Origin of the sequence: Collimonas sp. (assembly GCF_039923675.1) — a bacterium.
Lineage (GTDB): Bacteria > Pseudomonadota > Gammaproteobacteria > Burkholderiales > Burkholderiaceae_D > Collimonas.
The window spans coordinates 1-24,699 of record NZ_JBDTCG010000095.1; the positions used below are offsets into that span (position 1 = coordinate 1).

Below are 24,699 nucleotides of genomic sequence, written 5' to 3' on the forward strand. Positions count from 1 at the left end.
CAGTGGAACAAGTCAGCGTGGTTGCTGCTGACGACATCTACAACCAGCCGCGTGGCGACACCCCTGTCGGTTGGGCCGAAACCGCTCTTGCACAAGAGCGACACGACTACCCCTACGATCCGAAAAGGGAAATCGACAACTGGCGCGGTCAGAAAGAAGGAGCTATCAACGCTTCACTTTGGGCGGAAGATGTACCACCCAAAGTTTGATTGACGAAAGAATGATTGATAGTTTAAGACCCGTTTCAGTATTTTGGACTTCGGCCAGTTCCAATGCCGGATATATGTATCACTAGGTACCTGGTAATTTTTCTTGTAGGAATAATGCTCTATGCGACATACATATAACCGAATATTCTTTTCAGCGCTGATATGCGGTGCACTATTAATTGCCGGATGTCAGTCCAGTGGCGAGCGAGCCACAGCGTTTCTGCAACTCTGTAAGTTTGGCCAAGCAGATGACATAGAAGCCGCGCTCAAGAAGAGCGACAAGGTCGACATCGCCGGCGAGGATGGTGTTACGGGATTGATGGTAGCCGCCGCGCAAGATCGTGCAGACGTGGTCAAGTTACTTTTGGCAGCCGGAGCCGATGTTAAGAAACAGTCTCGCCAGGGACCAACGGCACTCATGCTTGCCGTTGGTCGCGGTAGTAGCGTTGAATTGGCCAATATGTTGTTAGCTGCTGGAAGTGACGTAAATGCAAAGGATATTGCTGGCAATACCCCGTTGATGTTGGCCGCCGGTGATGCTCGGGAGCTAGCCGAAGATTACACATTAATTTTTGATTTAAAAGAACAAAAAGATACTGAGCAAAGAGACACCGCAGGAACAAATGTAGCCCAAGAAATATTGAAGGAGGCCAATCGACAACGTCGCGAAAACGGATTTTCATCGCTGATGGTTGGCGATGATGTAATAAGCAAAGCTCCAGGCCTTGGTAAAAAAAATAACGCTGAACTACTTTCATTGCTGCTAGAGAAAGGCGCCAATATCAATTCCAAAAATACGAAAGGGGATACTGCCTTCATAATGGCAGCCAATTGGCGGCAAATATCCATAATAGGTCAAACTAAAATTGGGCACCAAGCAACTGTGACGGGACTGCATGAGTTGGTTAAAGCTAAGGCCGATGCCAATATTAGCAATAACGAAGGCGAAACTGCGCTTATGGCAGCAGCAATGAATGGCGATCCATCTGTTTTACATGCTGTGATAAACGCAAACACCAATCTCAATGCGCAAGACGCTCAAGGATTCACTGCTCTTATGCTGATTGCCGCACAACCTGATGGTAACGGTGATGCGTTGAACGTACTGATAAAAAGCGGCGCAGACGTCCATCTAAAGGATAGCAATGGAGACACCGCATTAATTTTGGCTTCAATGCGGGGCAATCTTGATGCGACTCGGGCGTTGATCAAGGCCGGCAGTCGCATCGCAGATAAAAACATGCAAGGACTTAGTGCGCTTGGTATTAGCAGGAGGGGTGATATACGCAAATTGCTTGTCGAAGCTGGCGGTGATACGAAAGAACAAGCACATTGGATGGCACAAAGCGATTTGAACGCTTGCATCAAGGAGGTAAGTGACAGGCTATCATCGCTACGCTTTATGCAGAATCTCGGTGCCCCAAGCCCCGGATATATATCACCAGATAATGATTGCCCAGGATTCGGCACGCTGTCGACAAGCTCTCGTATTCAAGATGATCTGTCTATTAAGCTAAATGACGGATCGGCGGTAGTCGAATATTACGGCGTGAAACTGCGTTGTTCCATTGCTGACAACAGAGCAGTCTGCCAAGAGTGAGCAGCAAATAATCGATTTCGAGCTCATGCATCTGGCTCTGTTTATATTAGGGACGTTGGCGTGACGAAATAGATTTAGTAAGTATCTTAAAGGGTTGATGAATGAAAGACGAAAACGGACGCGGCGTGATTCGCCTGGGCGATAAAACGTCGCATGGCGGCGAAGTCATCACTGCCAGCGACAATTTTAAAGCGATGGGCATAGCGGTTGCGCTGGAAGGCCATATGACGGATTGTCCGCAGTGCAAAGGCCAGTTCGCCATTTTGCCGGCGAACAGCACACGCAAGCATCACGGCAAGGCGGTGGCTTATCACGATGATCCGACTGCCTGCGGCGCGACACTGATTTCGTCGCTGTAACTGAGGGAGTTGTAATCTGAAACAGAAGCGAATCAGGCATGCGCCGGAAATGATTGGTATCCGGTGTGCCGAAAAGACGGCGATCAGGTATATGCGCTGGGTGGTTAAACTCAGACGCTGCGGAAAGGAATCCCGTAAAAATCTCGATGATGGAACCAGCGGTGGCAAGGACATCGGGTTAAAGATGGCGCAAGCCTGGCGTGACAGGATAGTTGAAGAGCATGCACCGATGCCGCTGGCAGATTTTTGCGATTTTCTCCGCTCCAACAATACATCGGGTATTGCCGGCGTTTATTTTTTGCAGAATTTCGTTGCCGAATTGAGTGATGTACCGCATTTCGTCAAGCATGCGGCCAAACAAATGCTGCATGCCGCCCAGCAGGAAAAAGAAAAGCGCGGTACCGACTCTACAACGCGCTCCAAAACAATTCCCGCCAATAAAATCAAGACCGTAACCTGACACCTTGCAATCCGCAGCGTCGCTTGCTGTGTGTCGTAGTCGTTCCGGTAGGGGCAATGCAGAACAGGCCGCCGACCCGCTCAAAATCTCATGTAATTCCCATGCTAATATTTTAAAAAGCGCCCTAAGCCTGACGGCGCCTCACCGGAGACTTTATCATGACCCATGGTATCGATGACCGCCAACGCTGGTCGGCCCTGATAGTGCTCTGCCTCGGTGTGTTGATGATCGTGCTCGACACCACCATCGTCAATGTCGCACTGCCCTCGATCGCCGCCGACCTCAGGTTTACCGAGACCTCACTGGTATGGGTGGTCAATGCTTACATGCTGACCTTCGGCGGCTTCCTGCTGCTCGGCGGCCGGTTGGGCGACCTGTTCGGCCACCGGCGCATGTTCCTGCTCGGGATTACCTTGTTCACGCTGGCTTCGCTGGCGTGCGGCCTGGCCAATTCGCAAGTATTGCTGGTGTGTGCGCGGGCGGTGCAGGGCCTGGGCGGCGCCGTTGTTTCCGCCGTCTCGCTGTCGCTCATCATGAACCTGTTCATCGAGCCTGCCGAACGCGCCAAGGCGATGGGCGTGTACGGTTTTGTCTGCGCCGGCGGCGGCAGCATCGGCGTGCTGCTGGGTGGCCTGCTGACCAGCGCTTTGAGCTGGCACTGGATTTTCCTGGTCAACCTGCCGATCGGAATTGCGGTCTACGCACTGTGCGCCAGGCTGCTGCCGGCGGGTCGTGGCGCAGAGAGCCATCACAAGCTGGATGTGGCCGGCGCGGCGAGCATCACCATCGCGCTGATGCTCGCCGTGTATGCGATCGTCAATGGCAATGAAGCCGGCTGGGGCTCGACCCAGACTATCGTCATGCTGCTGGCCGCGGTGGCGCTGCTGATCCTGTTTCTCGGCATCGAAGCGCGGGTCAAGGTGCCGCTGGTGCCGCTGGCGCTGTTTCGCTTGCGCAGCGTGGTAGTCGCCAATGTTGTCGGCGTATTGTGGGCGGCGGCGATGTTTGCCTGGTTTTTCATTTCCGCACTATACCTGCAGCGCGTGCTGGGCTACCGGCCGTTGCAGGTCGGCCTGGCTTTCTTGCCGGCCAACCTGATCATGGCGGTCTTTTCACTCGGTCTGTCCGCGAAGCTGGTCATGCATTTCGGCATCCGCCTGCCGCTGGCGACCGGCTTGTTAGTGGCGGCTGTCGGCCTGGCCTTGTTTGCGCGGGCGCCGGTGGATGGCAACTTCGTGGCCGATGTGTTGCCGGGCATGCTGCTGCTCGGCCTGGGCGCAGGAATTGCCTTCAATCCCATGTTGCTGGCGGCGATGAGTGAAGTGGCGCCAAGTGAATCCGGGTTGGCTTCCGGCGTCGTCAATACATCGTTCATGATGGGCGGCGCGCTCGGGCTGGCGCTGCTGGCCAGCCTTGCCGATGCGCGTAGCGGCAGTTTGCTGGCGCTCGGATGGAGAGAGGCTGCTGCGCTCAACCGCGGCTATCAACTGGCGTTCCTGGGTGGGGCGATATTCGCCACGGTGGCGGCGCTGCTGAGCGTTGTTTTGCTGAAGTCGGTGGCAAGCCAGGTTGCAGGGGGTGCGGCTGGACAGGCTTAGGCCGGATTAGCGTAACTAATCCGGCCCACGGTTGTTATTCCGCTTCACGTTTCATCGGTGGCCGCTTGCCGATGACGGCTTCCACCGTGGTTTCCTGGGTCTTGCGCAGTATCGTCAGTTTGGCCTTGCTGCCAGGCGCCAGTTGCGCGATCAAATTGGTCATGTCGGTGCTGTCGGTGATCGGTTTGCCTTCGATCGCCACCAGGATGTCGCCAGGTTTCAAACCGGCCTTGTCGGCCGGGCCGCTCTTGATGACGCCGGCGATGATGGCGCCGGTCTTGCGCGTCAGGCCGAAGCTTTCCGCCAGCTCCGGCGTGATGTCCTGCGGTTCGACGCCGATATAGCCGCGCACCATGTGGCCGGTGTTGATGATCGATTCCATCACGGTTTTCGCGGTCGTCATGGGGACGGCAAAACCGATCCCTAACGAGCCGCCGGTACGCGAATAGATGGCCGTGTTGATGCCCAGCAGGTTGCCGTTGGTGTCGATCAGCGCGCCGCCGGAATTGCCGGGATTGATGGCGGCGTCGGTCTGGATGAAGTTTTCAAACTGGTTGATGCCGAGATGGCTGCGGCCGAGGGCGGAAATAATCCCCATGGTGACAGTCTGGCCGACACCGAACGGATTGCCGATCGCCAGCACCACATCGCCTACGCTGGCTTCATCCGCCCGGCCGAGAGTGATTGCCGGCAGGTTAGGCAGGTCGATCTTGATCACCGCCAAGTCGGTTTCCGGATCGGTGCCGACTACCTTGGCGGTGGTGGTGCGGCCGTCGGCCAGCGCCACTTCGATTTCGTCGGCCGACTCGACCACATGGTTATTGGTCAGGATATAGCCTTGCGAACTGACGATGACGCCGGAACCCAGGCTGGACTGCTTGTCATCCGTATCGTCGCCGCGATCGCCGAAAAATTTGCGCAGCAGCGGGTCTTCAAGCACTTCCGGGCTGGGGGGCTTGGCGTCCTTGCTGGTAAAAATATTCACTACCGACGGCATCGCCCGCTGTGAAGCCTGGCGATAGGAACTCGGCGCGACCGTACCGGGAGCGGCTTCCTGCAGCGGCACCTTGGAGGCGGCGATATGCAGGCGCGAGCTGGTCAGCGAACCGTTTAGCCAATCCGGCTTCAAGGTCGTTACAATGAACAGGATCGCTAAACCGATGGTTACGGTTTGTGCAAATAACAGCCAGAAACGTCGCATAGTGGAGTCTTAGAGTGAGATCAAAAATCGAGGAAATCGTAGGTCGGCAGTCGGTAAGCCGTAACGACATGGCAAAGTATCTTGCCGAAGCATTAAACATTATACAGTTCCGTGATTATTGTCCAAATGGCTTGCAGGTGGAAGGACGCGCTGAAATTAAGCGGCTGGTGACGGGCGTCACTGCCAGCCAGGCTTTGCTGGAGGCGGCCCAGGATGCCGGGGCCGATGCGATCCTGGTGCACCACGGCTATTTCTGGCGGGGCGAAGATGCGCGGGTTATCGGCACCAAACACAAACGCCTGAAATTGCTGTTAACACATGATATCAACCTGTTCGCCTACCATTTGCCGCTGGATGCCCATCCCGAATTCGGCAACAACGTGCAGCTGGCGCGGCAATTGGGCCTCACCCCGAGCGGGCGCTTCGGCGACGATCAGCTTGGCTGGTTGGGCAGCGTCACCGATCCGCTGGTAAAGACGGTGGGCGATCTCGCCGCCGTGATCGAGCGCTGCTTGAAGCGCGTACCGGTACTGATCGGCGATCCGGCCCAGCCGTTGGCAAGCATCGCCTGGTGCACCGGCGCCGCACAAAACATGCTGGGCGACGCGATTGCCGCTGGCGCCGGCGTCTACATCAGCGGCGAGATTTCCGAGCCGACCGTGCATCTGGCGCGTGAAAGCGGCGTGGCTTACCTTGCGGCAGGACATCATGCCACCGAGCGCTACGGGGTACAGGCGCTGGGGCAGCATCTGGCCGAGCGCTTCGGCCTGCAGCATCAATTTATCGATATCGACAACCCGGTTTGATGGCCAAGCCAGAATTCAAGCATGAGTAAAACAGTAGAAACGGTAAGAATCGACAAATGGCTGTGGGCGGCACGTTTTTTCAAGACTCGCACGCTGGCCGGCGATGCGGTCGATAACGGCAAGGTGAAGTTGAGCGACGAGCGCGTCAAGCCGGCGCGCAACCTCAAAACAGGCGACATCCTGGCGATCGATAATGGCGCCAGCGTCTGGGAAGTCGAGGTGCTGTTGCTGTCTGACACGCGCAGCGCCGCCGCGATCGCGCAAACGCTGTACCGGGAAACCGAGCAAAGCGTGGCCAAGCGCGGCGTGGTCGCCGAGGACCGGAAATTCTTCAAGGAACCGACCATGGCCATCAAGGGCCGTCCCACCAAACGCGACCGTCGTTTGTTGGATAAAACACAATCCTAGTGCGCCAATTTTCAATAGCGCTCTGACATCGCTTTCACGCTGATTTCCCGGTAGCGTGGAGCTGTCCAGAGCGTTTTCCCAGCGGTAGTGGCGCTTCACCAATGATGGAGCGCCACGTTCGCCATCGGACCCAAACCGCGCAAATAAACTCCCGACCAAATTCGAGGGGGCTCTCGGTAGAACCGCCCCTCTAAGTCGCTGTTTGACATTTCGATTCTGGTGCATAATAGTACGAGCGTTCGCATTCTTGCCGACATGGGTAATCCGACCATGCCAAAGCGGACAGGCGCCGCTCGTAACCAAAGCTAACTAAAGCCAACCAGGCAGAGACAGGACTATCGTGGCACACACTGACACGCCGCCAAAATTCATGCGTAAAGGCGAAATGACGCGCGCAGCGATCCTGGATGTCGCCATCACGCTGGCGAGCCGCGACGGTCTCGAAGGCCTGACCATCGGTTTGCTGGCTGAAAAGATGAACATGAGCAAATCCGGCGTGTTCGCCCATTTCGGTTCGCGTGAAGACTTGCAGATCGAAGTGGTCAAGCTGTATCACCGCCAGTTCGAACAGGAAGTGTTCTATCCAAGTATCAAGGAAGCGCGTGGCTTGCCGCGTCTGGAGTGCATGTTTGGGCGCTGGATCCGGCAGGTGACGATTGAAATCGCCTCTGGTTGCATCTATATCAGCGGCGCGGTCGAGTACGACGACCGGCCGGGCGAAATCCGCGAGCAGCTGGTGACCATGGTGCGCACCTGGCAACTGGCCTTGCATCGTTGCGCATTGCAAGCAGTCGAGGCCGGCCATCTGAACGCCGACACCGACGCCGACCAGCTGGTCTATGAGATGTACGGCCTGATCCTGGGCTTGCATCATGACGCACGCTTTCTCAAGAAAGCCGGCAGTGTCGAGCGTGCGCAAAAAGGCTTTGACCGCTTGATCGACAGTTATCGCAATGCGCAGCCGCTGGCGGCTAAAAAGTCTTCATCAGAGAATCAGAAAACGAATCAAAAAATCGCTGCCAAAACGGCAGCCAGATCAATCCAATAAAGTTAATCATCAGGAGAGCACCATGGGTCAATACGTCGCGCCGTTGCGGGATATGCAATTCGTCATGCACGAGTTGCTGCATGTAGAAGATGAGCTGAAGCAGTTGCCGAAGCACGCTGAAATCGATGCGGACATCATCAATCAAGTGCTGGAAGAGGGCGGCAAGTTCACTTCCCAGGTGCTGTTCCCGCTGAACCATTCCGGTGATCGCGAAGGCTGTCATCACGACAAGGCCACGCATACTGTGACCGCACCGAAAGGCTTCAAGGAGGCCTACAAGCAGTACGTTGAAGCCGGCTGGCCTTCGCTGTCTTGCGATCCGGAATACGGTGGCCAGGGCTTGCCGCTGGTGATCAACAATTCGTTCTACGAAATGATGAACTCGGCCAACCAGGCCTGGACCATGTACCCGGGCTTGTCGCACGGCGCCTATGAGTGCCTGCACGCCCACGGCACACCTGAACTGCAAGCAATGTACCTGCCGAAGCTGGTATCCGGCGAGTGGACCGGCACCATGTGCCTGACCGAATCGCATTGCGGCACCGATCTGGGCATGTTGCGTTCGAAGGCCGAGCCGCAAGACGACGGTTCCTACAAGATCACCGGCAGCAAGATTTTCATTTCGGCCGGCGAACACGATATGTCGGCCAACATCCTGCATCTGGTGCTGGCGCGTTTGCCAGGCGCGCCGGAAGGTTCGAAGGGTATTTCGCTGTTCCTGGTGCCGAAATTCCTGCCGAATGCAGACGGCACGCTGGGTGCGCGCAATCCGATCACCTGTGGCGCGATCGAAGAAAAAATGGGCATCCACGGCAACTCGACTTGCCAGATGAACCTTGACGGCGCCACCGGCTGGCTCATCGGCGGCCCGCACAAGGGTTTGAACGCGATGTTCGTGTTCATGAATGCGGCCCGTCTCGGCGTCGGCATGCAAGGCCTGGGTTTGACTGAAGTGGCTTACCAAAACGCGCTGGTGTATGCAAAAGACCGCATCCAGATGCGCAGCCTGTCGGGCATCAAGGCGCCTGACAAGCCTGCCGACCCGATCATCGTCCATCCTGACGTGCGCCGCATGTTGTTGACGGCAAAAGCGTATGCTGAAGGCGCGCGCGCATTCTGCTCTTATGTCGCCCTGCAACTGGACAAGGAACTGAACCATCCGGATGAAGCAGTACGCAAGGACGCGGCTGATGAAGTCGCTTTGTTGACGCCAGTGGTCAAGGCATTCATCACCGACAACGCCTGGGTGGCGACTTCGGAATGCATGCAAGTGTACGGTGGCCACGGTTTCATCGCCGAATGGGGCATGGAGCAGTATGTTCGCGATGCCCGCATCAATATGATTTATGAAGGCACCAACACCATCCAGTCGCTGGATCTGTTGGGCCGCAAGGTGTTGATGGACAACGGCGCCAAGCTGAAGAAATTCGGCGCCAAGGTACAAGCGTTCATTGAAGAGAACGGCGCTGACGAATCGCTGTCGGAATTCATCACGCCGCTGGCGGATCTGGGCGACAAGGTCAGCAAGCTGACCATGGAAATCGGCATGAAGGCTTTCCAGAATCCTGACGAAGCCGGCGCGGCAGCAGTGCCTTACCTGCGCGTAGTCGGTCATCTGGTGTATGCCTACTTCTTTGCGCAAATGGCAAAGATCGCACTGGCCAAGCAAGATTCAGGTGACAAGTTCTATGTTTCCAAGCTGGCGACAGCACGTTTCTATTTCGCCCGCCTGCTGCCGGAAACAGCAATGTTGATTCGTCAGGCACGCTCCGGTTCGGGCAGCCTGATGGCGCTGGACGCGGATTTGTTCTAATTTAGCCGTAGAGTGGACCAGGCTTGAACCTGCCGGGTCCACGCTCCCAACCGACTGACCAAGGAGATACAAGTGTCGAATTTCATCGTTAAAAAAGTCGCCGTTCTCGGCGCCGGCGTGATGGGTGCGCAAATCGCTGCCCACTGCCTGAACGCTAAGGTACAGGTGGTGCTTTTCGATCTGCCAGCCAAGGAAGGCCCGAAAAACGGCATCGTCCAGCGCGCCATCGAAAACCTGAAAAAACTCAGCCCTGCGCCGCTGGGCAACAAGGATGACGCTGCACTGATCGAAGTCGCCAACTACGAAGACAACCTGGAAGTGCTGGCCGGTTGCGACCTGATCATCGAAGCGATCGCCGAGCGCATGGACTGGAAGCACGACCTGTACAAGAAGGTTGCGCCGCACATTGCGCCGAACGCGATTTTCGCTTCCAACACTTCCGGCCTGTCGATCACCGCCTTGTCGGAAGGTTTCGACACGGAACTGAAAGCACGCTTCTGCGGCGTCCACTTCTTCAATCCGCCGCGCTATATGCATCTGGTTGAACTGATCCCGACCGCGACCACCAAGCCAGAGATCCTCGATCAGCTGGAAGGTTTCCTGGCGACCACGCTGGGCAAGGGCGTGGTCCGCGCTAAAGATACCCCTAACTTCATCGCTAACCGCGTGGGCGTGTTCGGCATCTTGTCGACTGTTCATCAGGCTGAAAAATTCGGCCTGTCGGTTGATGTGGTTGACGATCTGACCGGCGCCAAGCTGGGCCGGGCCAAGTCGGGTACTTTCCGTACCGCCGACGTGGTGGGTCTGGACACCATGGGTCATGTGATCAAGACCATGCAGGATACGCTGAAGGACGACCCGTTCTATGGCGTGTACGCGACGCCGCCGCTGCTGGCCAAGCTGGTCGAGCAGGGTGCGCTGGGTCAAAAATCCGGCGCCGGTTTCTACAAGAAAGTCGGCAAGGACATCCTGCGCATCGACGCCGCGAAGGGCGACTCCAAAATTGAATACGTGAGCGCCGGCGGCAAGGCCGACGAACTGGTGGCGCGCATCCTGAAAGACAAGGATCCGGTCAAACGCATGAAGACACTGCGTGAATCGACCAATCCGCAAGCACAGTTCCTGTGGTCGATCTTCCGCGACGGTTTCCACTACATCGCGGTGCACATGGAATCGATTGCCGACAACGCGCGCGACATCGATTTCGCCATGCGCTGGGGCTTCGGCTGGAGCGTGGGCCCGTTCGAAATCTGGCAAGCCGCCGACTGGCAGCAGATCGCCGGCTGGGTCAAGGAAGACATCGATGCCGGCAAGGCGCTGTGCAATGCACCGCTGCCAGCCTGGGTATTCGACGGCCGCACCGGTGTCCACGCTGCCGACGGTTCCTACTCGCCAGCGAAGAAAGCCAATGTCGCCCGTTCCACCTTGCCGGTCTACGAGCGCCAGGTATTCCGCGCACCGTTGCTGGGTGAAGGCGTGGCCGATGGCAAGACTGCCGGCACCACCGTGTTTGAAGATGACTCGGTACGTGCATGGCATCAGAATGACGACGTGCTGGTCCTGTCGTTCAAGACCAAGATGCACGTGATCGGACCTGGAGTGATCGCCGGTTTGAACAAGGCGGTTGCGGAAGCAGAAAAGAATTTCAAGGGCCTCGTGCTGTGGCATTCGGATGCAGCTGAAGGCGGCGCGTTCTCGGCTGGCGCCGATCTGCAATCGATGCTGCCGTTGTTCATGTCGGGCGGCGCCAAGGCGATCGAACCGATGGTGGCGGAATTGCAGCAAGCGTTCATGGGTCTCAAGTACGCCAGCGTTCCGGTGGTTGCAGCAGTGGCCGGTCTGGCGCTGGGCGGCGGTTGCGAGCTGGCTTTGCATACGGCCAAGCGGGTTGCTTCGATCGAATCGTATATCGGCCTGGTGGAAGTCGGCGTCGGTCTGATCCCTGCCGGCGGCGGTTTGAAGGAAGCGGCGGTACGTGCAGCCAACGACGCCAAGGGCAACGACATCCTGCAATTCCTGAAAACGTCTTTCTTGAACGCGGCGACTGCCAATGTCTCGAAATCGGCCTTGCAAGCGAAGAGCATGGGCTACCTGAAAGCCGACGACGTGATCGTCTTCAATGCCTACGAATTGCTGCACGTGGCAAAGGTTGAAGCGCGCGCCATGTTCGACGCAGGTTATCGCCCACCGCTGAAGGCGCAGATCCCGGTCATCGGCCGCAACGGCATCGCCACTATCCTGGCGCAGCTGGTCAACATGCGTGACGGCGGTTTCATCTCCGCACACGACTACAAACTGGGCCACATGATCGCCAACATCGTTTGCGGTGGCGAAGTGAACGACAACAGCGTGGTGAATGAACAATGGCTGCTGGACCTGGAGCGCAAGGCGTTCGTCGAACTGCTCAACAACCCTAAGACGCAAGAGCGGATCATGGGCATGATGCAAACCGGCAAACCAGTGCGCAACTAATTAGGAGTAAAAAATGAGCAAACAACTTCAAGAAGCGTATATCGTTTCCGCTACCCGGACTCCAATCGGCAAGGCGCCGCGCGGCATGTTCAAGAACACCCGTCCGGACGATCTGCTGGTGCGCGCAATCCAGTCCGCCGTGGCGCAAGTGCCTGGCCTGGATCCCAAACTGATCGAAGACGCCATCATCGGCTGTTCTTTCCCTGAAGGCGCGCAAGGCCTGAACATGGCGCGTAACGCCGTGCTGCTGGCCGGCTTGCCGAACACCATCGGCGGCGTCACCGTCAATCGCTATTGCGCATCGGGTATCACTGCGATCGCTATGGCGGCCGACCGTATCCGCGTCGGCCAGGCTGATGTGATGATCGCCGGCGGCGCCGAGTCGATGTCGATGGTGCCGATGATGGGTTTCCATCCTTCGGTCAACATGGACGTGTTCAAGGATGAAAATGTCGGCATGGCCTACGGTATGGGCCTGACTGCGGAAAAAGTGGCGCAGCAGTGGAAAGTGTCGCGTGAAGCGCAAGATGCGTTTTCCGTGGAGTCCCACCGCCGCGCCATCGCCGGCCAGCTGGCTGGCGAGTTCAATGACGAAACCACGCCCTTCGACATCATCGAGCGCATCCCGAACCTGGCCACCGGCCAGATCGACCTGAAGACCCGCAGCGTTAACCGTGACGAAGGCGCGCGCGCCGAGTCGTCCATGGAAACCCTGGGCAAGCTGAAGGCCGTGTTCGCCGCCAAAGGCAGTGTCACCGCAGGCAACAGCTCGCAGACGTCGGACGGCGCCGGCGCGTTGATCCTGGTCAGCGAAAAGATCCTGAAAGAATTCAACCTGACGCCGCTGGCGCGCTTTGTTTCGTTCGCGGTACGCGGCGTACCGCCGGAAATCATGGGTATTGGTCCTAAAGAAGCGATCCCGGCAGCGCTGCGCGCCGCCGGGATCACCCAGGACCAGCTGGATTGGATCGAATTGAATGAAGCATTTGCAGCGCAAGCGCTGGCGGTAATCCAGGATCTCGGTTTGGATCCATCGAAGGTCAACCCGCTGGGCGGCGCGATCGCCCTGGGCCATCCGCTGGGCGCAACCGGCGCGATCCGTGCCGCTACTGCTATCCACGGCATCCGCCGCCGCAACCAGAAGTACGGCATGGTCACCATGTGCGTCGGTACAGGCATGGGCGCCGCAGGTATTTTTGAACGCATGTAATTAGATTGTCATAAGCAGTCGTCAATAACAAAAGCCGCACAGCTATCCGCCGTGCGGCTTTTCAACATCGGAGCAGCAAATGGACATATTGACCAGCAAGGAAAACGGCATCCTGACGATCGAGTTCAACCGTCTTGAAAAGAAGAATGCAATTACCGCCGCCATGTACCAGACCATGGTCGATGCCTTGAAAGATGCGGAGACAGATACGGCGGTACGGGCCATCCTGTTTATCGGCAAGCCGCAGATCTTCAGCGCCGGCAACGATCTCGAAGATTTCATGAAGAACCGACCGACCGGCACTGACAGCCCGGTGTTCCAGTTTCTGCACCAGATCAGCCACGCCGGCAAGCCGATGGTAGCCGCCGTTGCTGGTCCGGCGGTCGGCATCGGCACTACCTTGCTGATGCATTGCGACCTGGTTTACGCGGCCGATAATGCGCGTTTTTCGATGCCCTTCACGCAACTGGGTTTGTGCCCGGAAGCTGCGTCGAGCCTGATCTTGCCGCAAATCGCCGGCTATCAGCGCGCTGCCGAAAAGTTGTTGCTGGGTGAAGCCTTTACGGCGGAAGAAGCCGCCGCCATGGGCCTGGTCAACAAGGTATTGCCTGCTGAAGAACTGTTGGCGTTTGCGCAGGCGCAGGCAGCCAAGCTGGTGGCGTTGCCGGCGGCGTCGATCCGCATCACCAAGCGTTTGATGAAGGGCGACCAGACCGCTGCGGTGGAAGCGCGGATGGCGCAGGAGATCGAGCATTTCGGGGCGATGCTGAAAGCGCCCGAGGCGGCTGAGGCATTTACTGCGTTCTTTGAGCGGCGTAAGCCTGATTTCAGCAAGTTTTGCTGATCGGTTTTCTTACCGTTAAAACGTAAATCCGTACTGCCATAGAAAAGGAAATATGAAAAATCCGGCAGCCGGCAATCAAGAGCGACGAGAGATACCTCTATCGTCGCGATTATTGCCGCCCCGACCGTCATCGACGTCCATGTCGCCTGAAGACGCCATTGCCAAAAAGCAGGAACGAGAGCGAAAGGATGCGCTGGTTCGCGGCGTCACTTCAATACAGGAAATGCGTGAAGCGATAAGGTGTGCTGCGCGTGAGCTCCCGAGCATTTCCGCAGTGCCACGCATGGGTAAGCTCGACGCTGCGGCGTTTCGCATGTGTGCAGCAGAAGGCCTGCCATTTGTCATCACCGGCCTCGTCGGCAAATGGCCGTTGTCTGCTCTCACGCCACAAACGCTGCGCGACCGCTTTGGCGAGCTGCACGTGCGCGCGAGGGTGGGTGACTATGTCAATACCGCTTTCGCGGCTGACCGGGCGATGCAGGATATGTCGCTGCTGGCGTACCTTGAGCTCGTTGCTGATAACGCGCAAGACCTGCCACCGTATCTGGGCAATCTGGAAATGCGTGAATTGAATACGCTGTGTTACTGGCCAGCCTATTTTAAAAAAATGGGTCCGCCTCGCTTTTGGCTCGGTCCCTCCGGAACAGTGACCCCGCTGCATTGCGACTATGACGACAATATTTTTGCGCAGATCTGGGGTACCAAACGTATTTTCCTGGCGCCCCCTCACCACGACGAATTCCTTTATCCCCGTGAGGCGAACGCCATCCTGTTCGGTTCGCCGTTTGACCCCGAGGCGCCGGATTTCGAGAAGTTTCCACTTGCGCGCCAGGCAGCAATGATCGAATGCATCATGCAACCCGGTGAGCTGCTGTATGTACCGGCCGGGTGGTACCACCAGGTTCGGGCGTTGACTTTTTCGCTGTCGGCCAACCGATGGGCCAGGGCGTTGCCATTGGCATTGAACGGAGACGCGTCGCTGCAGACCGGCTAAGTTGTTCGAACCCCTCGGCGCGGAACCGAGCGAAGCAGGACAAATCCATCTGGCCTACAGTCACAACGCCGTCATCGGACAGGCTCGTCAGCGTGCGCCAGTTGTCCTCGGCATCAACGAATTCGAAATCCCTGTCGACGACATAAACGGCGGGTGTACCTGGGTTCAGGTATGGATGGCTCGATGCCAGCACTGTAGCCTTTGGGCCGGCCAGCAACACATAGCTGTCGCCGAAGAGATCTAGCGTCGTGATCTGTTGGCCGTTACGCCGGATCCAGGCGTGAGGGAGGTGAGTAATCAACTCCGGCTGATTGCTTGGAGATGACATATCTGCGTTCTGATAGCGGTGCCGCAGCAGCAAAGCACCGGAATCAAGCAGATCCGGGAAAAAATCCCGGTTGGCTTTGGTTTCTATGCCAAAGCGCGTATCGAAGTCCGTGCGCAGCAGTGCCTGCCGGCCATTACGCACGGCCAGCGGCCACCGCTCGTTGTCATAGTTGTCGACCCGGCGATTAATCCCATCGATCCTGATGTGGCCTTTGAATTTGGGCTGGGTCTGATAGTCAGCGGTCTCAACAACAGATAGCGGCCGCCGACAATGAAACGAGAAGATTTATTTGCCGATAGTGTTTCGCAAAACTTCGTTCGGGCGGCCGGAGTGAGTGACTAGAACATAGACGTCTTATTTTCCCAGCAGCGCTAGAGAATGATTCCATTCCGTAGTCCATGCGTACAAAAAGTCATGCGCATGGAAAGCTCTTTTCAGATGCGGTATCGGCACCCGGTACACATCGTTTAATCCCAGCGCCAAGGTGACCGGATTCCACACGGCCTTGTTTTTTGCCTTTTTAGCGCTGCCTTTAACCCTTGCACCTTCATCGCCGAATATCCCGCCGCCATCACTAAGGGCCTGCGCCAAATCAATTTTCACCAGGCTGGAAAATGCCATCAGCACCTGCTCTTTGTTGATGCCGGTCTGTGCTTCCATTGCTGCTTCAATTTTGACTGGTTCGGATTTGGCTTCGGCCTCGCGCTTTAGCTTGCCTGGCATGCGCTCCAGATCCTTCTTCAGAAAACGCAACTCATGCAGAGCCCTGCGAAAACCTGGCGGCTTGAGCTGCGCCACTATTTTATAAACGTCTTTGGTGATCGTGATGAGCACATCTTCGCTTCCGGCGGCGAGACGTCTGGTGTCGCTTTCAAAAAAAATCGGCGCTGGATAACCGCCGTTCGCATCGCCGAAGAGCTCCGGATAGTCGGCGTCATAGTCCAGCCAAACATAAGGGATCAAGCCGTTTTCTATCATGCGCGCCAATGTCCATGGCTCGCCGGTTTGCTGTGCAAGCCAGTGGCAAGCCTGCTCGGTTGTTGCGCGAAAGGGTAAGTCGATGTTGGTCATTTTTTCTTTCACACGCCGGCATACGACGTCGGGTCAAGCCGATTGCACGCCTGGGAGATGAGGCTGGCTGCTCGCAGCACTACCCTGACTGCAGACCACGCGTTACACATAAAATCGTTATCGCCCACCCTACTTTTATCGTGGGTGAAATGTCGGTCGCCGTGCAGGATTGTTTAACAGAATATGGGAGGGCAAACTGATCGGTGGTGCGAGCGTTTCTGTTGGCTAGCGGTAGTCTGGGTGAACAGGCGGCTCTGTGCTGCTAAATATTGCTGGAATGGGGGGGGGCGGCACGGAGCGACCGGTAATGCTGCTCGACTCCATGTCGACCCGCCCGGAATTACATTTTCTTTTGCACATCCTGCGCGGCATCCTGCACCTTTTCACCGCCAGTCTGCACATCCTTCCCCATGCCTGATACCGTGTTGCAAGCAGATATTGCGCCGAACATGCCAAACATCGCTGCGATTACCATGACTTTCTTGAACATTGTGTTCTCCGAGTGGGTTGGTGAGGCAATAATATTATCATCAGCGCCCGCTTTGTCCACGCTTAAATCAATGCGCTTGCCATATCATCAAGAGGCCGCTGACGCCGTCCCACAGGATCTGTACCCCGATGCAGAGCAAGATGAACGAGGTCATGCGCTGCATGACGGTGGTGCCGGTATCACCCAGCAGGCGAATCAATACCCCTGCAAAGCGGTTGCTCAGGTAGACCGCCAGCGCCGCCAGCGCGAGGCCGGCCACGGCGGCCACCAGCGATAGCGGTAGCGGTACGTTGGGCACGCGGACGCCGGCGCCGAGGGTGATGGCGACCGAGATCGAACCGGGTCCCACCGTGAGTGGAAACGCCAGCGGATAGAACGCCTTTTTTGAGGCCAGTTCTTCGGTCCAGAGCGATTCCGGCACTGCTTCGCCTTTCGGCATTTCATCGGAATTCAGCATTTTCCAGGAGGTGGCCACCACCAGCAGGCCACCGGCTACCTTCACTACCGGCAGCGACAAGCCAAAGAACGCCAGCACGTGAGTGCCGATAAACATGCCGCCGACCAGAAGCAGGAAGGAATTGATGGCGACCCGGCGCGCCAGCGAATTGCGGGTGGCGTCGGATGCGGTGATGGTCAGCGAGTGGAAAATCGGCGCGCCGCCTGGCGGGTTCATGATCGGCAATAGCGCTGCGAGCACAAAGAGCACCGTCTTCATGAAGCTGAGTAAGTGGAATTCCATGTGTGCTTGTCGTCAGTAATCGTGCATTGGCTTCAGGCGCATGCGGTAATAGCGCCAACTGAAGCGAGAGCCCGATTCTAGACCGCAGGCATGACGGCTGCAAGCAATGACCGGCAATGCCTTGTTGCACGCAAGGTTATATGGGCATTACCAGCCGAAACGTTCGCAGGCGCGGCGATAGACCAGGCCGGACAGAGCAATGTCTTCAACGCCGACGCCAATCGCCTTGTAGATCACCAGATCCTGCGCTTGGCGCTGGTAGCCGCTGCTGCCGTCGACAATCTGTCCCAGCTCCCAGACCTGATCCCAAGCGAAAGTGCCGGGCTGGCACAGCAACAGGTCGCCTGCCTCCTGCTGCGCCTGCGGTTTCCATTCCACCACCAGCGCGTTGGCGCGGGCGATTGCGCGGTCGTCGAGTTCGCGCAGGTTGCCTTTACTGGCGCCCACGGCGGCGACGAAAGCGCCCGGCTTCAGCAAGTCGCCGGAAAACAGCGGCTCTGCCGAACGGGTCACGGTCACTACCACGTCGCCGGACTGTGCCGCTTCGTCGATACTCACGGCGCGCGCCGGTACGCCGGTTTGCTGGGCGATTTGTTCGGCAAACTGCTGCTGGCCGCTGCGGCCGGCGATCAGGATTTCCTTGAACTGGCGCACTGCCAGCAGAGCCGGCACGTGTGAATGCGCCTGGACCCCGGTGCCGATGACTGACAGCGTGGCGACGTCCTGATTGGCCAGATGGTCGGCTGCAACGGCGGTTGCGGCGGCGGTGCGCAAGCCGGTCATGGTATCGGATTCAATCGTCGCCAGCGGCCGTCCGTCTTCGGTGGAGAACAGCACGGTGACAAAGTGGAACTTGCCGTTGATGGTGGTGTAGACCTTGTAGCCGGCGATGCCGGCGGCTGGCAGTAGCGCCCCCATGCTGGACATCATGATGGGACCATTGCCGCCAGCGGCGCTGGTGCGCATGCGCGCTTGCTGGGCGCCTTGGCCTATGCCTTGGAAAGCCTGGTGCATGGCTTCGATTGCGTCGCTGGTGTTTATCAGTTCCGCGACTTGCTGGTTGGTGATCAGTTTCATGATGTTTCCTATCCGCTAAATGAAAAAGGGCTGGCGTCGATGGCGGTGGTTTCGCCGCCGATCAGTTGCGCCAGCAAGCTTGCGCTGCCATGCGCCAGGGTCCAGCCAAGGCTGCCGTGGCCGATATTCAGATACAGGTTCTTGACCGGCGAAGCGCCGATGATCGGCACGCCGCTTGGCGTTGCCGGCCGGAAGCCGCTCCATGGCGACAAGCTGTTATTGTCGGACAGGTCGGTGCAGCCGGGAAACAGCGCGTTGACGCCGCGTTTCAATTCGTCGATTGCAGCAGCAGGGATGCTGCGATCCATGCCCACCAGTTCTACCCGTCCGGCCACCCTCAGCCGGTCGCCGAGGCGCGCGTAGACGATCTTCCTGGAGAGATCGGTAATCGATACTTGCGGCGCGGCGGCCTGGCTTGCGGCATCGTTCAACGGCACGGTGATGCTGTAACCCTTGAGCGGATAGAGCGATAGGGAGAATCCTGCCTGACGTGCAAAACCGGCGCTTTCCGCACCTAGCGCCAGGACGAAGGTCTCGGCATCAATTTTTTCAGCGCCTGCGTGTACTGCGATCAATGCGCCATCGCGCATTTCCAGTTTGCCGATACGTTGCGAATGCGCGAAGCGGAAGCCGGGTTGTCGCGACATCGCTGCTACCAGCTGCCGGCAAAACAATGCGCAATCACCGGCCTCTTCGCTGGCGGTGTAAACGCCGCCGGCCCAGTCGCGTCTGGCGTTGGCCAGCGCCGGTTCGATCTGCAGGCAGCGTGCGGCGTCGATGATTTCTTGCTGGCAGCCGTGCTGCGCCTGGAATTCAATCTGCTCGCGGGCGCCTTCCAGTTCTTTGGCGTCGGCGTACATCACCAGTTTGCCGGCGGTGCGGTGCTGGAAATCGAACGGGATGGCCGTGGTCAGCTGCGTCAATTGCGCACGGCTGAAGAACGATAATCGCAGCAGATCAACCGTGGTTTTCCGGACCCGCTTGCCATTGCACGCCGCCAGGAATTTCAACAGCCAGCGCCATTGCGCCGGATCCATTTTCGGCTGCAAGGTTAGTGGCGACGCAGCGCTGAACAGGTACTCCGGCCAGTGCGTCCACACCGACGGATCGGCCAGCGGCGCCACATACGAATAACTCAGTTGCGCGCCATTGCCCAGGCTGGTCTGGCTGCCGGGCTGTGCGGCGGCGTCAACCAGGGTCACCTGATGGCCGGCTTCCAGCAAACGATATGCGGAGGTCGCGCCGACGATGCCGGCGCCTAGTACGCAGATGTGCATGTATTTTGTCCCGTTGCGGAAATAGTCAATCGATGAGGTTCATTGCCGCTTTCAGTTTTGCACTGCAATAAACTCCAAATACTATACTTGCGACTATGTATGGTGTCTCATGCCAATTTGGCATCGTCGATCGGATCCTATCCCTAAACTTAATAAAATATCAGCGAATATCAATGCATATCGATGTTAATCGGCGAGTTGCACCCAGCTTTGCGGTAGAATGCCGCCTGAAGTAAGCCAGACAGCCGCTGGCTGGCGCTGCAAGGCGCCGGCGGGAGGAAGGTCCGGACTCCATAGAGCAGGGTGACGGTTAACGGCCGTCCGCCGTGAGGTGAGGAATAGGGCCACAGAGACGAGCGTATTAAGTTACGGTGAAACGCGGTAACCTCCACTCGGAGCAATCTCAAATAGGCACGCGTTGATGTTGCTCGCGGAGCGTGCGGGTAGAGAGCTGGAGCGCTGGAGTAATCCAGCGCCTAGAGGAATGGTTGTCATAACGCGAGGGCGCAAGCCTTAGCGTCGTAACAGAATCCGGCCTATCGGCTTACTTCATTTTCTTCCGGCTGATGCGGAAAACGCATCGCCATCACATCTTTTGCATGATTTTTTGAATCCGGCGAATCCAGTTTCGGGACAGTTGCGTATATGACTGTGCAGGCTCCGAAAACTGACTCTCATTCTAAGGAATCATCATGCGCAAACTTACCTATGCTTTGGCTTTATCCGCAGCCATGATCGCCGCCAGCGCGGCCCATGCCGAAGACACCGTCATGGTGGGCGGTCAAAGCATGTACCCCAGCAAGGACATCGTCGATAACGCCGTCAACTCAGCCGATCACACCACACTGGTGGCCGCGGTAAAGGCTGCCGGCCTGGTCGATACGCTCAAGGGCAAAGGCCCGTTCACCGTCTTCGCTCCGACCAACGCCGCCTTCGCCAAACTGCCGGCCGGCACGGTGGAAACGTTGATCAAGCCTGAAAACAAGGCCACCCTGACCAAGATCCTGACTTACCACGTGGTGCCAGGCCGTTACGGCTACGCCAAACTGGAAAGCGAAATCAAGAAGGGCGGCGGCAAGGCTGAACTGGCGACCGCCAGCGGCGGCAAGCTGACTTTCGAACAGAACGGTCCGCACAACATCGCCATCATGGACGACAGTGGCCATGTCGCCAACATCAGCACTTATGACGTCAACCAGTCGAACGGTGTGATCAACGTTATCGATACTGTGTTGTTGCCTAAATAAGCAGTCATCAGGCCGATCAATCGGATTCAAGCGTTTCAGTGGCAGCGAGTTAGGCGACGGCATTCTCCCCGTCGCCTTTTTTTGTCTCAACGGATTGGGTGACGTTTACGTTAACGTCAATTATTGTTATTCTGCTGGAAGAAAGAAATTGCCGTCAGCAGCAATCAACAATACCTATCCGCTTTGGAGACAGACCACCATGGACTTTGAATTATCAGAAGATCAACGCGCATTCCAGCAGACCGCGCGTGATTTCGCCGCAGGAGAACTGGCGCCGAATGCGGCCAAATGGGACGCCGAAGCGATTTTCCCGGTCGACGTCATCGCCAAGGCCGGCGAACTGGGTTTTTGCGGCTTGTACACACCGGAAGAAGTGGGCGGCCTGGGTTTGTCACGGCTGGACGCTACCATCGTCTTCGAAGAGCTGGCGCGCGGCTGTACTTCGACCACGGCTTACCTGACGATACACAACATGGTGAGCTGGATGATCGCCAACTGGGCGACGCCGGCGGTAAAACAGCACTGGTGCGGGAAACTGGCTGCCGGCCAGAAGCTCGGCTCCTACTGCCTGACCGAACCCGGTTCCGGCTCGGACGCCGCATCACTGAAAACCAGCGCTGAGCGGGTCGACGGCCACTACGTCATCAACGGCTCCAAGGCATTTATCTCCGGCGCGGGTTCCACCGATGTGCTGGTGCTAATGGCGCGCACCGGCGCCGGCGGCGCGCATGGCGTGTCGGCATTCTTGGTGCCGGCGGATGCGCCAGGTATCAGCTATGGCCGCAAGGAAGAAAAAATGGGCTGGAACAGCCAGCCGACGCGCACCATCAGCTTCGATAATGTACGGATCCCTGCCGACCATCTGTTGGGTGCGGAAGGCGAGGGCTTCCGCCTGGCGATGCGCGGCCTGGATGGCGGCCGCATCAATATCGCCACCTGTTCGGTTGGCACCGCGCAAGCCGCGCTCGATGCCGCGCATGCCTACATGAGCCAGCGCCGCCAGTTCAACCGGCCGCTGTCGGATTTTCAGGCGCTGCAATTCAAACTGGCCGACATGCAGACCGAGCTGGTCGCAGCGCGCCAGATGGTGCGCCTGGCCGCCTGCAAGCTGGATGCCAAGGACCCCAATGCCACGACGTATTGCGCGATGGCGAAACGCTTCGCCACCGATATCGGCTTCCAGATCTGTAACGAGGCGCTGCAAATCCACGGCGGCTACGGTTACATCCGCGAGTATCCGCTGGAGCGCCATTTCCGTGACGTGCGCGTGCACCAGATCCTGGAAGGCACCAATGAAATCATGCGCGTGATTATTGCGCGCCAGTTGCTTGGCAACGCATCCAACGAGGACATCCGATGAGCAGCTCCCTCACTGAAACTAGCTATACCAACCTGCGGCTGGAAATCATCGGCTACACGGCAGTGGTGACCATGGCCAATCCACCGGCGAATACCTGGACCGGTGATGCGCTGCGCGACCTGACGCGGCTGGTGCAGGCCCTCAACGCCGACAAGAACATCTACAGCCTGGTGCTGACCGGTGACGGTGAAAAATTCTTTTGCGCCGGCGCCGACCTGAAACTGTTCGCCGACGGCGACAAAGTCATGGCGCGTGAAATGGCGCGCCGCTTTGGCGAAGCATTCGAAACCTTGTCCGCCTTCCGCGGCGTCTCGATTGCCGCCATCAACGGCTACGCCATGGGCGGCGGTCTGGAATGCGCGCTGGCCTGCGATCTGCGCATCGCCGAAGAGCATGCGCAGATGGCCTTGCCGGAAGCGGCGGTTGGCCTGTTGCCATGTGCAGGCGGTACTCAGAACCTGCCTTGGCTGGTGGGCGAAGGCTGGGCCAAGCGCATGATCCTATGCGGCGAGCGGGTCAATGCCGAAACGGCATTACGTATCGGCCTGGTGGAAGAATTGGTAAAAAAAGGCGAAGCGAAACAGCGCGCCTTGGCGCTGGCCGAACAGGTCGCCAGGCAAAGCCCTTCCAGCATCAGCGCCTGCAAGAAACTGATCCAGGGCGCCCGCGCCAATCCGCTGGCCAGCTTGTTGCCGGTGGAGCGCGAACTATTCCTCGATCTGTTCGATACGCAAGATCAAAAAGAAGGCGTGAATGCTTTCCTGCAAAAGCGCCCGCCCGTCTGGAGTAATGAATAATGGAAGATGCAGTGAAAATGGCAGCGCCTGCTTTGTTTGAAGAGCTGGCTGCGCAGAACGGCAAACGTATCGGCGTGGCTACCTTGAATGTCGAAAAGACGCTCAATGCAATATCGTTGGAAATGGTCGATCTGCTCGATGCGCAATTGCGCGTCTGGGCTGACGACGCCGGCATCGCGATGGTAGTGCTGCAGGCGGCCGGCGAGAAGGCCTTTTGCGCCGGCGGCGACCTGCAAGGCTTGTACCGCACCATGCTGGACCAGCACGCAAGCGCCAAACGCGAAGACATCACCAGCAATACCTACGCTTGCGATTTCTTCGAGCGGGAATATCGTCTCGACTATCTGATTCATATTTATCCAAAGCCGATCCTGGTATGGGCGCATGGCATCGTGATGGGCGGTGGCATTGGCTTGATGGCCGGCGCCAGCCACCGCGTGGTGACAGAAAAATCGCGGCTGGCCATGCCTGAAATTACGATCGGCTTGTACCCCGATGTCGGCGGCACCTGGTTCCTCAACCGGATGCCCGGCCAGCTGGGTCTGTTCCTGGCGCTCACCGGCGCTTCCATCGGCGCCGCCGACGCTATCTTTGCCCGCTTGGCCGACTACCAGATCGATCATGCACAAAAACAGGCGCTGCTGGCGACTTTGCTGGCACAGCCGTGGGACGGCCGCCAGGATGATGTTTTACTGAGCCGCGTATTGCTGGAGGCCGAGCACAAGGCAACAGCGATGTTCGCCTCGGCAGCAACGCCGTTGCGCCAGCATTTTGAATTGATTCATCAGCTTTGCAGTGCGCCGACATTGGACGAGGTGGTACAAAATATCATCACGCTGAAAACGGAAGATGCATGGCTGCAAAAAGGTGTCGCAACCCTGGTCGCAGGGAGTCCCGCCTCGGCCTGGTTATCGCATGCTTTGCAAAAGCTTGCATTGCACATGTCGCTGGCGGAAGTGTTCCGGCTGGAATATGTGGTGTCGCTGCATTGCGCTGCCCGCGCCGATTTCGCTGAAGGCATACGCGCATTGATTATCGATAAGGACAGGCAGCCGAAATGGCAGCCGGCGACATTGGCCGAAGTCGGCAACGACTGGGGTAACGGATTCTTCGATGATCCATGGCCCGCAGATTCGCATCCATTAGTAGATTTACGATAAATAAATTGCTTGTATCCACTAGCTTTTTTTCATTCGCTAGCCTGCTCTGATCTGTTTTCTTGCTATCCGTGCGGGCGCCTTATCGTCTGATATGCTTGGCCGCGTTGCATGGGCATGGCAATTGGTTTTCT

23 protein-coding genes, 1 other RNA gene and 1 pseudogene are annotated in these 24,699 nt (G+C 57.7%); 19 read left to right on the top strand and 6 right to left on the bottom strand.

Annotation, left to right across the window (positions count from 1 at the left end; translation table 11 throughout):
- The 5 genes and pseudogenes from ABI171_RS20425 to ABI171_RS20445 all read left to right on the top strand — a co-directional run.
- A pseudogene (locus ABI171_RS20425) lies at positions 1–209 on the top strand (hypothetical protein); the annotation flags it as partial.
- 121 nt (positions 210–330) lie between these two features.
- Positions 331–1,809 (top strand): ankyrin repeat domain-containing protein, encoded by a 1,479-nt coding sequence (locus tag ABI171_RS20430; protein ID WP_348094404.1) that lies wholly within the window; start codon positions 331–333, stop codon positions 1,807–1,809.
- A gap of 101 nt (positions 1,810–1,910) precedes the next feature.
- On the top strand, positions 1,911–2,168 hold the full coding sequence (locus ABI171_RS20435; protein ID WP_348094405.1) for a PAAR domain-containing protein: 258 nt from the start codon (positions 1,911–1,913) through the stop codon (positions 2,166–2,168).
- Positions 2,169–2,217: 49 nt separating this feature from the next.
- Positions 2,218–2,628, top strand: coding sequence for a hypothetical protein (locus ABI171_RS20440; RefSeq protein WP_348094406.1), 411 nt, complete (start codon positions 2,218–2,220; stop codon positions 2,626–2,628).
- Positions 2,629–2,786: 158 nt separating this feature from the next.
- Positions 2,787–4,226, top strand: coding sequence for a DHA2 family efflux MFS transporter permease subunit (locus tag ABI171_RS20445; RefSeq protein ID WP_348094407.1), 1,440 nt, complete (start codon positions 2,787–2,789; stop codon positions 4,224–4,226).
- A gap of 34 nt (positions 4,227–4,260) precedes the next feature.
- Here ABI171_RS20445 and ABI171_RS20450 read toward each other — a convergent pair whose 3' ends face one another.
- Positions 4,261–5,427, bottom strand: a complete 1,167-nt coding sequence (locus tag ABI171_RS20450) for a Do family serine endopeptidase (RefSeq protein WP_348094408.1) — start codon at positions 5,425–5,427, stop codon at positions 4,261–4,263.
- 68 nt (positions 5,428–5,495) lie between these two features.
- Here ABI171_RS20450 and ABI171_RS20455 point away from each other — a divergent pair, with 68 nt between their 5' ends.
- From ABI171_RS20455 to ABI171_RS20495, 9 genes are all read left to right on the top strand, one after another.
- On the top strand, positions 5,496–6,233 hold the full coding sequence (locus ABI171_RS20455) for a Nif3-like dinuclear metal center hexameric protein (protein WP_348094409.1): 738 nt from the start codon (positions 5,496–5,498) through the stop codon (positions 6,231–6,233).
- Positions 6,234–6,254: 21 nt separating this feature from the next.
- Positions 6,255–6,641 carry an RNA-binding S4 domain-containing protein gene (locus ABI171_RS20460; protein WP_348094410.1) on the top strand — a complete coding sequence of 129 codons (387 nt, stop codon included), beginning with the start codon at positions 6,255–6,257 and terminating at the stop codon, positions 6,639–6,641.
- A 370-nt stretch (positions 6,642–7,011) separates the two neighbouring features.
- Complete coding sequence (locus tag ABI171_RS20465; RefSeq protein ID WP_348094540.1) at positions 7,012–7,689, top strand: TetR/AcrR family transcriptional regulator; 678 nt, start codon at positions 7,012–7,014, stop codon at positions 7,687–7,689.
- 22 nt (positions 7,690–7,711) lie between these two features.
- Positions 7,712–9,502 (top strand): acyl-CoA dehydrogenase C-terminal domain-containing protein, encoded by a 1,791-nt coding sequence (locus tag ABI171_RS20470; RefSeq protein WP_348094411.1) that lies wholly within the window; start codon positions 7,712–7,714, stop codon positions 9,500–9,502.
- A gap of 72 nt (positions 9,503–9,574) precedes the next feature.
- On the top strand, positions 9,575–11,974 hold the full coding sequence (locus ABI171_RS20475; protein WP_348094412.1) for a 3-hydroxyacyl-CoA dehydrogenase NAD-binding domain-containing protein: 2,400 nt from the start codon (positions 9,575–9,577) through the stop codon (positions 11,972–11,974).
- 13 nt (positions 11,975–11,987) lie between these two features.
- Positions 11,988–13,184: an acetyl-CoA C-acyltransferase gene (locus ABI171_RS20480; protein ID WP_348094413.1), complete on the top strand. Its 1,197-nt coding sequence runs from the start codon at positions 11,988–11,990 to the stop codon at positions 13,182–13,184.
- 79 nt (positions 13,185–13,263) lie between these two features.
- On the top strand, positions 13,264–14,028 hold the full coding sequence (locus tag ABI171_RS20485) for an enoyl-CoA hydratase (protein WP_348094414.1): 765 nt from the start codon (positions 13,264–13,266) through the stop codon (positions 14,026–14,028).
- Positions 14,029–14,080: 52 nt separating this feature from the next.
- Positions 14,081–15,022: a cupin-like domain-containing protein gene (locus ABI171_RS20490; protein ID WP_348094415.1), complete on the top strand. Its 942-nt coding sequence runs from the start codon at positions 14,081–14,083 to the stop codon at positions 15,020–15,022.
- Between the two features lie 346 nt (positions 15,023–15,368).
- On the top strand, positions 15,369–15,608 hold the full coding sequence (locus tag ABI171_RS20495) for a hypothetical protein (protein ID WP_348094416.1): 240 nt from the start codon (positions 15,369–15,371) through the stop codon (positions 15,606–15,608).
- 96 nt (positions 15,609–15,704) lie between these two features.
- Here the strand turns inward: ABI171_RS20495 and ABI171_RS20500 are convergent, their stop codons facing one another.
- From ABI171_RS20500 to ABI171_RS20520, 5 genes are all read right to left on the bottom strand, one after another.
- Positions 15,705–16,421 carry a hypothetical protein gene (locus tag ABI171_RS20500; RefSeq protein ID WP_348094417.1) on the bottom strand — a complete coding sequence of 239 codons (717 nt, stop codon included), beginning with the start codon at positions 16,419–16,421 and terminating at the stop codon, positions 15,705–15,707.
- A gap of 340 nt (positions 16,422–16,761) precedes the next feature.
- Positions 16,762–16,911, bottom strand: a complete 150-nt coding sequence (locus ABI171_RS20505) for an entericidin A/B family lipoprotein (RefSeq protein WP_348094418.1) — start codon at positions 16,909–16,911, stop codon at positions 16,762–16,764.
- Positions 16,912–16,978: 67 nt separating this feature from the next.
- The gene (locus ABI171_RS20510; protein WP_348094419.1) at positions 16,979–17,650 is read right to left on the bottom strand and encodes a MarC family protein; all 672 of its coding nucleotides are present in this window, start codon (positions 17,648–17,650) and stop codon (positions 16,979–16,981) included.
- Between the two features lie 147 nt (positions 17,651–17,797).
- Positions 17,798–18,727 (bottom strand): ornithine cyclodeaminase family protein, encoded by a 930-nt coding sequence (locus tag ABI171_RS20515; protein ID WP_348094420.1) that lies wholly within the window; start codon positions 18,725–18,727, stop codon positions 17,798–17,800.
- 8 nt (positions 18,728–18,735) lie between these two features.
- Complete coding sequence (locus ABI171_RS20520; RefSeq protein ID WP_348094421.1) at positions 18,736–20,004, bottom strand: D-amino acid dehydrogenase; 1,269 nt, start codon at positions 20,002–20,004, stop codon at positions 18,736–18,738.
- 229 nt (positions 20,005–20,233) lie between these two features.
- On the opposite strand from ABI171_RS20520, the gene rnpB reads away from it, so the two are divergent.
- The 5 genes from rnpB (at position 20,234) to ABI171_RS20545 (ending at position 24,568) form a co-directional block, all read left to right on the top strand.
- Positions 20,234–20,559: RNase P RNA component class A (gene rnpB, locus ABI171_RS20525), an RNA gene on the top strand.
- A 176-nt stretch (positions 20,560–20,735) separates the two neighbouring features.
- A complete protein-coding gene (locus ABI171_RS20530; RefSeq protein WP_348094541.1) occupies positions 20,736–21,251 on the top strand; it encodes a fasciclin domain-containing protein in 516 nt (171 codons plus the stop codon).
- A gap of 199 nt (positions 21,252–21,450) precedes the next feature.
- The gene (locus ABI171_RS20535; RefSeq protein ID WP_348094422.1) at positions 21,451–22,611 is read left to right on the top strand and encodes an acyl-CoA dehydrogenase family protein; all 1,161 of its coding nucleotides are present in this window, start codon (positions 21,451–21,453) and stop codon (positions 22,609–22,611) included.
- Positions 22,608–23,408, top strand: coding sequence for an enoyl-CoA hydratase (locus ABI171_RS20540; protein WP_348094423.1), 801 nt, complete (start codon positions 22,608–22,610; stop codon positions 23,406–23,408). The genes ABI171_RS20535 and ABI171_RS20540 overlap by 4 nt, the downstream gene beginning before the upstream one ends.
- A gap of 17 nt (positions 23,409–23,425) precedes the next feature.
- Positions 23,426–24,568: an enoyl-CoA hydratase/isomerase family protein gene (locus ABI171_RS20545; protein ID WP_348094542.1), complete on the top strand. Its 1,143-nt coding sequence runs from the start codon at positions 23,426–23,428 to the stop codon at positions 24,566–24,568.
- Positions 24,569–24,699 lie beyond the last annotated feature (131 nt).

Coding starts and splice junctions, on each gene's coding strand:
- ABI171_RS20430 (WP_348094404.1), top strand. CDS start 331: ATGCGACATACATATAACCGAATATTCTTTTCAGCGCTGATATGCGGT.
- ABI171_RS20435 (WP_348094405.1), top strand. CDS start 1,911: ATGAAAGACGAAAACGGACGCGGCGTGATTCGCCTGGGCGATAAAACG.
- ABI171_RS20440 (WP_348094406.1), top strand. CDS start 2,218: ATGATTGGTATCCGGTGTGCCGAAAAGACGGCGATCAGGTATATGCGC.
- ABI171_RS20445 (WP_348094407.1), top strand. CDS start 2,787: ATGACCCATGGTATCGATGACCGCCAACGCTGGTCGGCCCTGATAGTG.
- ABI171_RS20450 (WP_348094408.1), bottom strand. CDS start 5,427: ATGCGACGTTTCTGGCTGTTATTTGCACAAACCGTAACCATCGGTTTA.
- ABI171_RS20455 (WP_348094409.1), top strand. CDS start 5,496: ATGGCAAAGTATCTTGCCGAAGCATTAAACATTATACAGTTCCGTGAT.
- ABI171_RS20460 (WP_348094410.1), top strand. CDS start 6,255: ATGAGTAAAACAGTAGAAACGGTAAGAATCGACAAATGGCTGTGGGCG.
- ABI171_RS20465 (WP_348094540.1), top strand. CDS start 7,012: ATGCGTAAAGGCGAAATGACGCGCGCAGCGATCCTGGATGTCGCCATC.
- ABI171_RS20470 (WP_348094411.1), top strand. CDS start 7,712: ATGGGTCAATACGTCGCGCCGTTGCGGGATATGCAATTCGTCATGCAC.
- ABI171_RS20480 (WP_348094413.1), top strand. CDS start 11,988: ATGAGCAAACAACTTCAAGAAGCGTATATCGTTTCCGCTACCCGGACT.
- ABI171_RS20485 (WP_348094414.1), top strand. CDS start 13,264: ATGGACATATTGACCAGCAAGGAAAACGGCATCCTGACGATCGAGTTC.
- ABI171_RS20490 (WP_348094415.1), top strand. CDS start 14,081: ATGAAAAATCCGGCAGCCGGCAATCAAGAGCGACGAGAGATACCTCTA.
- ABI171_RS20500 (WP_348094417.1), bottom strand. CDS start 16,421: ATGACCAACATCGACTTACCCTTTCGCGCAACAACCGAGCAGGCTTGC.
- ABI171_RS20505 (WP_348094418.1), bottom strand. CDS start 16,911: ATGTTCAAGAAAGTCATGGTAATCGCAGCGATGTTTGGCATGTTCGGC.
- ABI171_RS20510 (WP_348094419.1), bottom strand. CDS start 17,650: ATGGAATTCCACTTACTCAGCTTCATGAAGACGGTGCTCTTTGTGCTC.
- ABI171_RS20515 (WP_348094420.1), bottom strand. CDS start 18,727: ATGAAACTGATCACCAACCAGCAAGTCGCGGAACTGATAAACACCAGC.
- ABI171_RS20520 (WP_348094421.1), bottom strand. CDS start 20,004: ATGCACATCTGCGTACTAGGCGCCGGCATCGTCGGCGCGACCTCCGCA.
- ABI171_RS20530 (WP_348094541.1), top strand. CDS start 20,736: ATGATCGCCGCCAGCGCGGCCCATGCCGAAGACACCGTCATGGTGGGC.
- ABI171_RS20535 (WP_348094422.1), top strand. CDS start 21,451: ATGGACTTTGAATTATCAGAAGATCAACGCGCATTCCAGCAGACCGCG.
- ABI171_RS20540 (WP_348094423.1), top strand. CDS start 22,608: ATGAGCAGCTCCCTCACTGAAACTAGCTATACCAACCTGCGGCTGGAA.
- ABI171_RS20545 (WP_348094542.1), top strand. CDS start 23,426: ATGGCAGCGCCTGCTTTGTTTGAAGAGCTGGCTGCGCAGAACGGCAAA.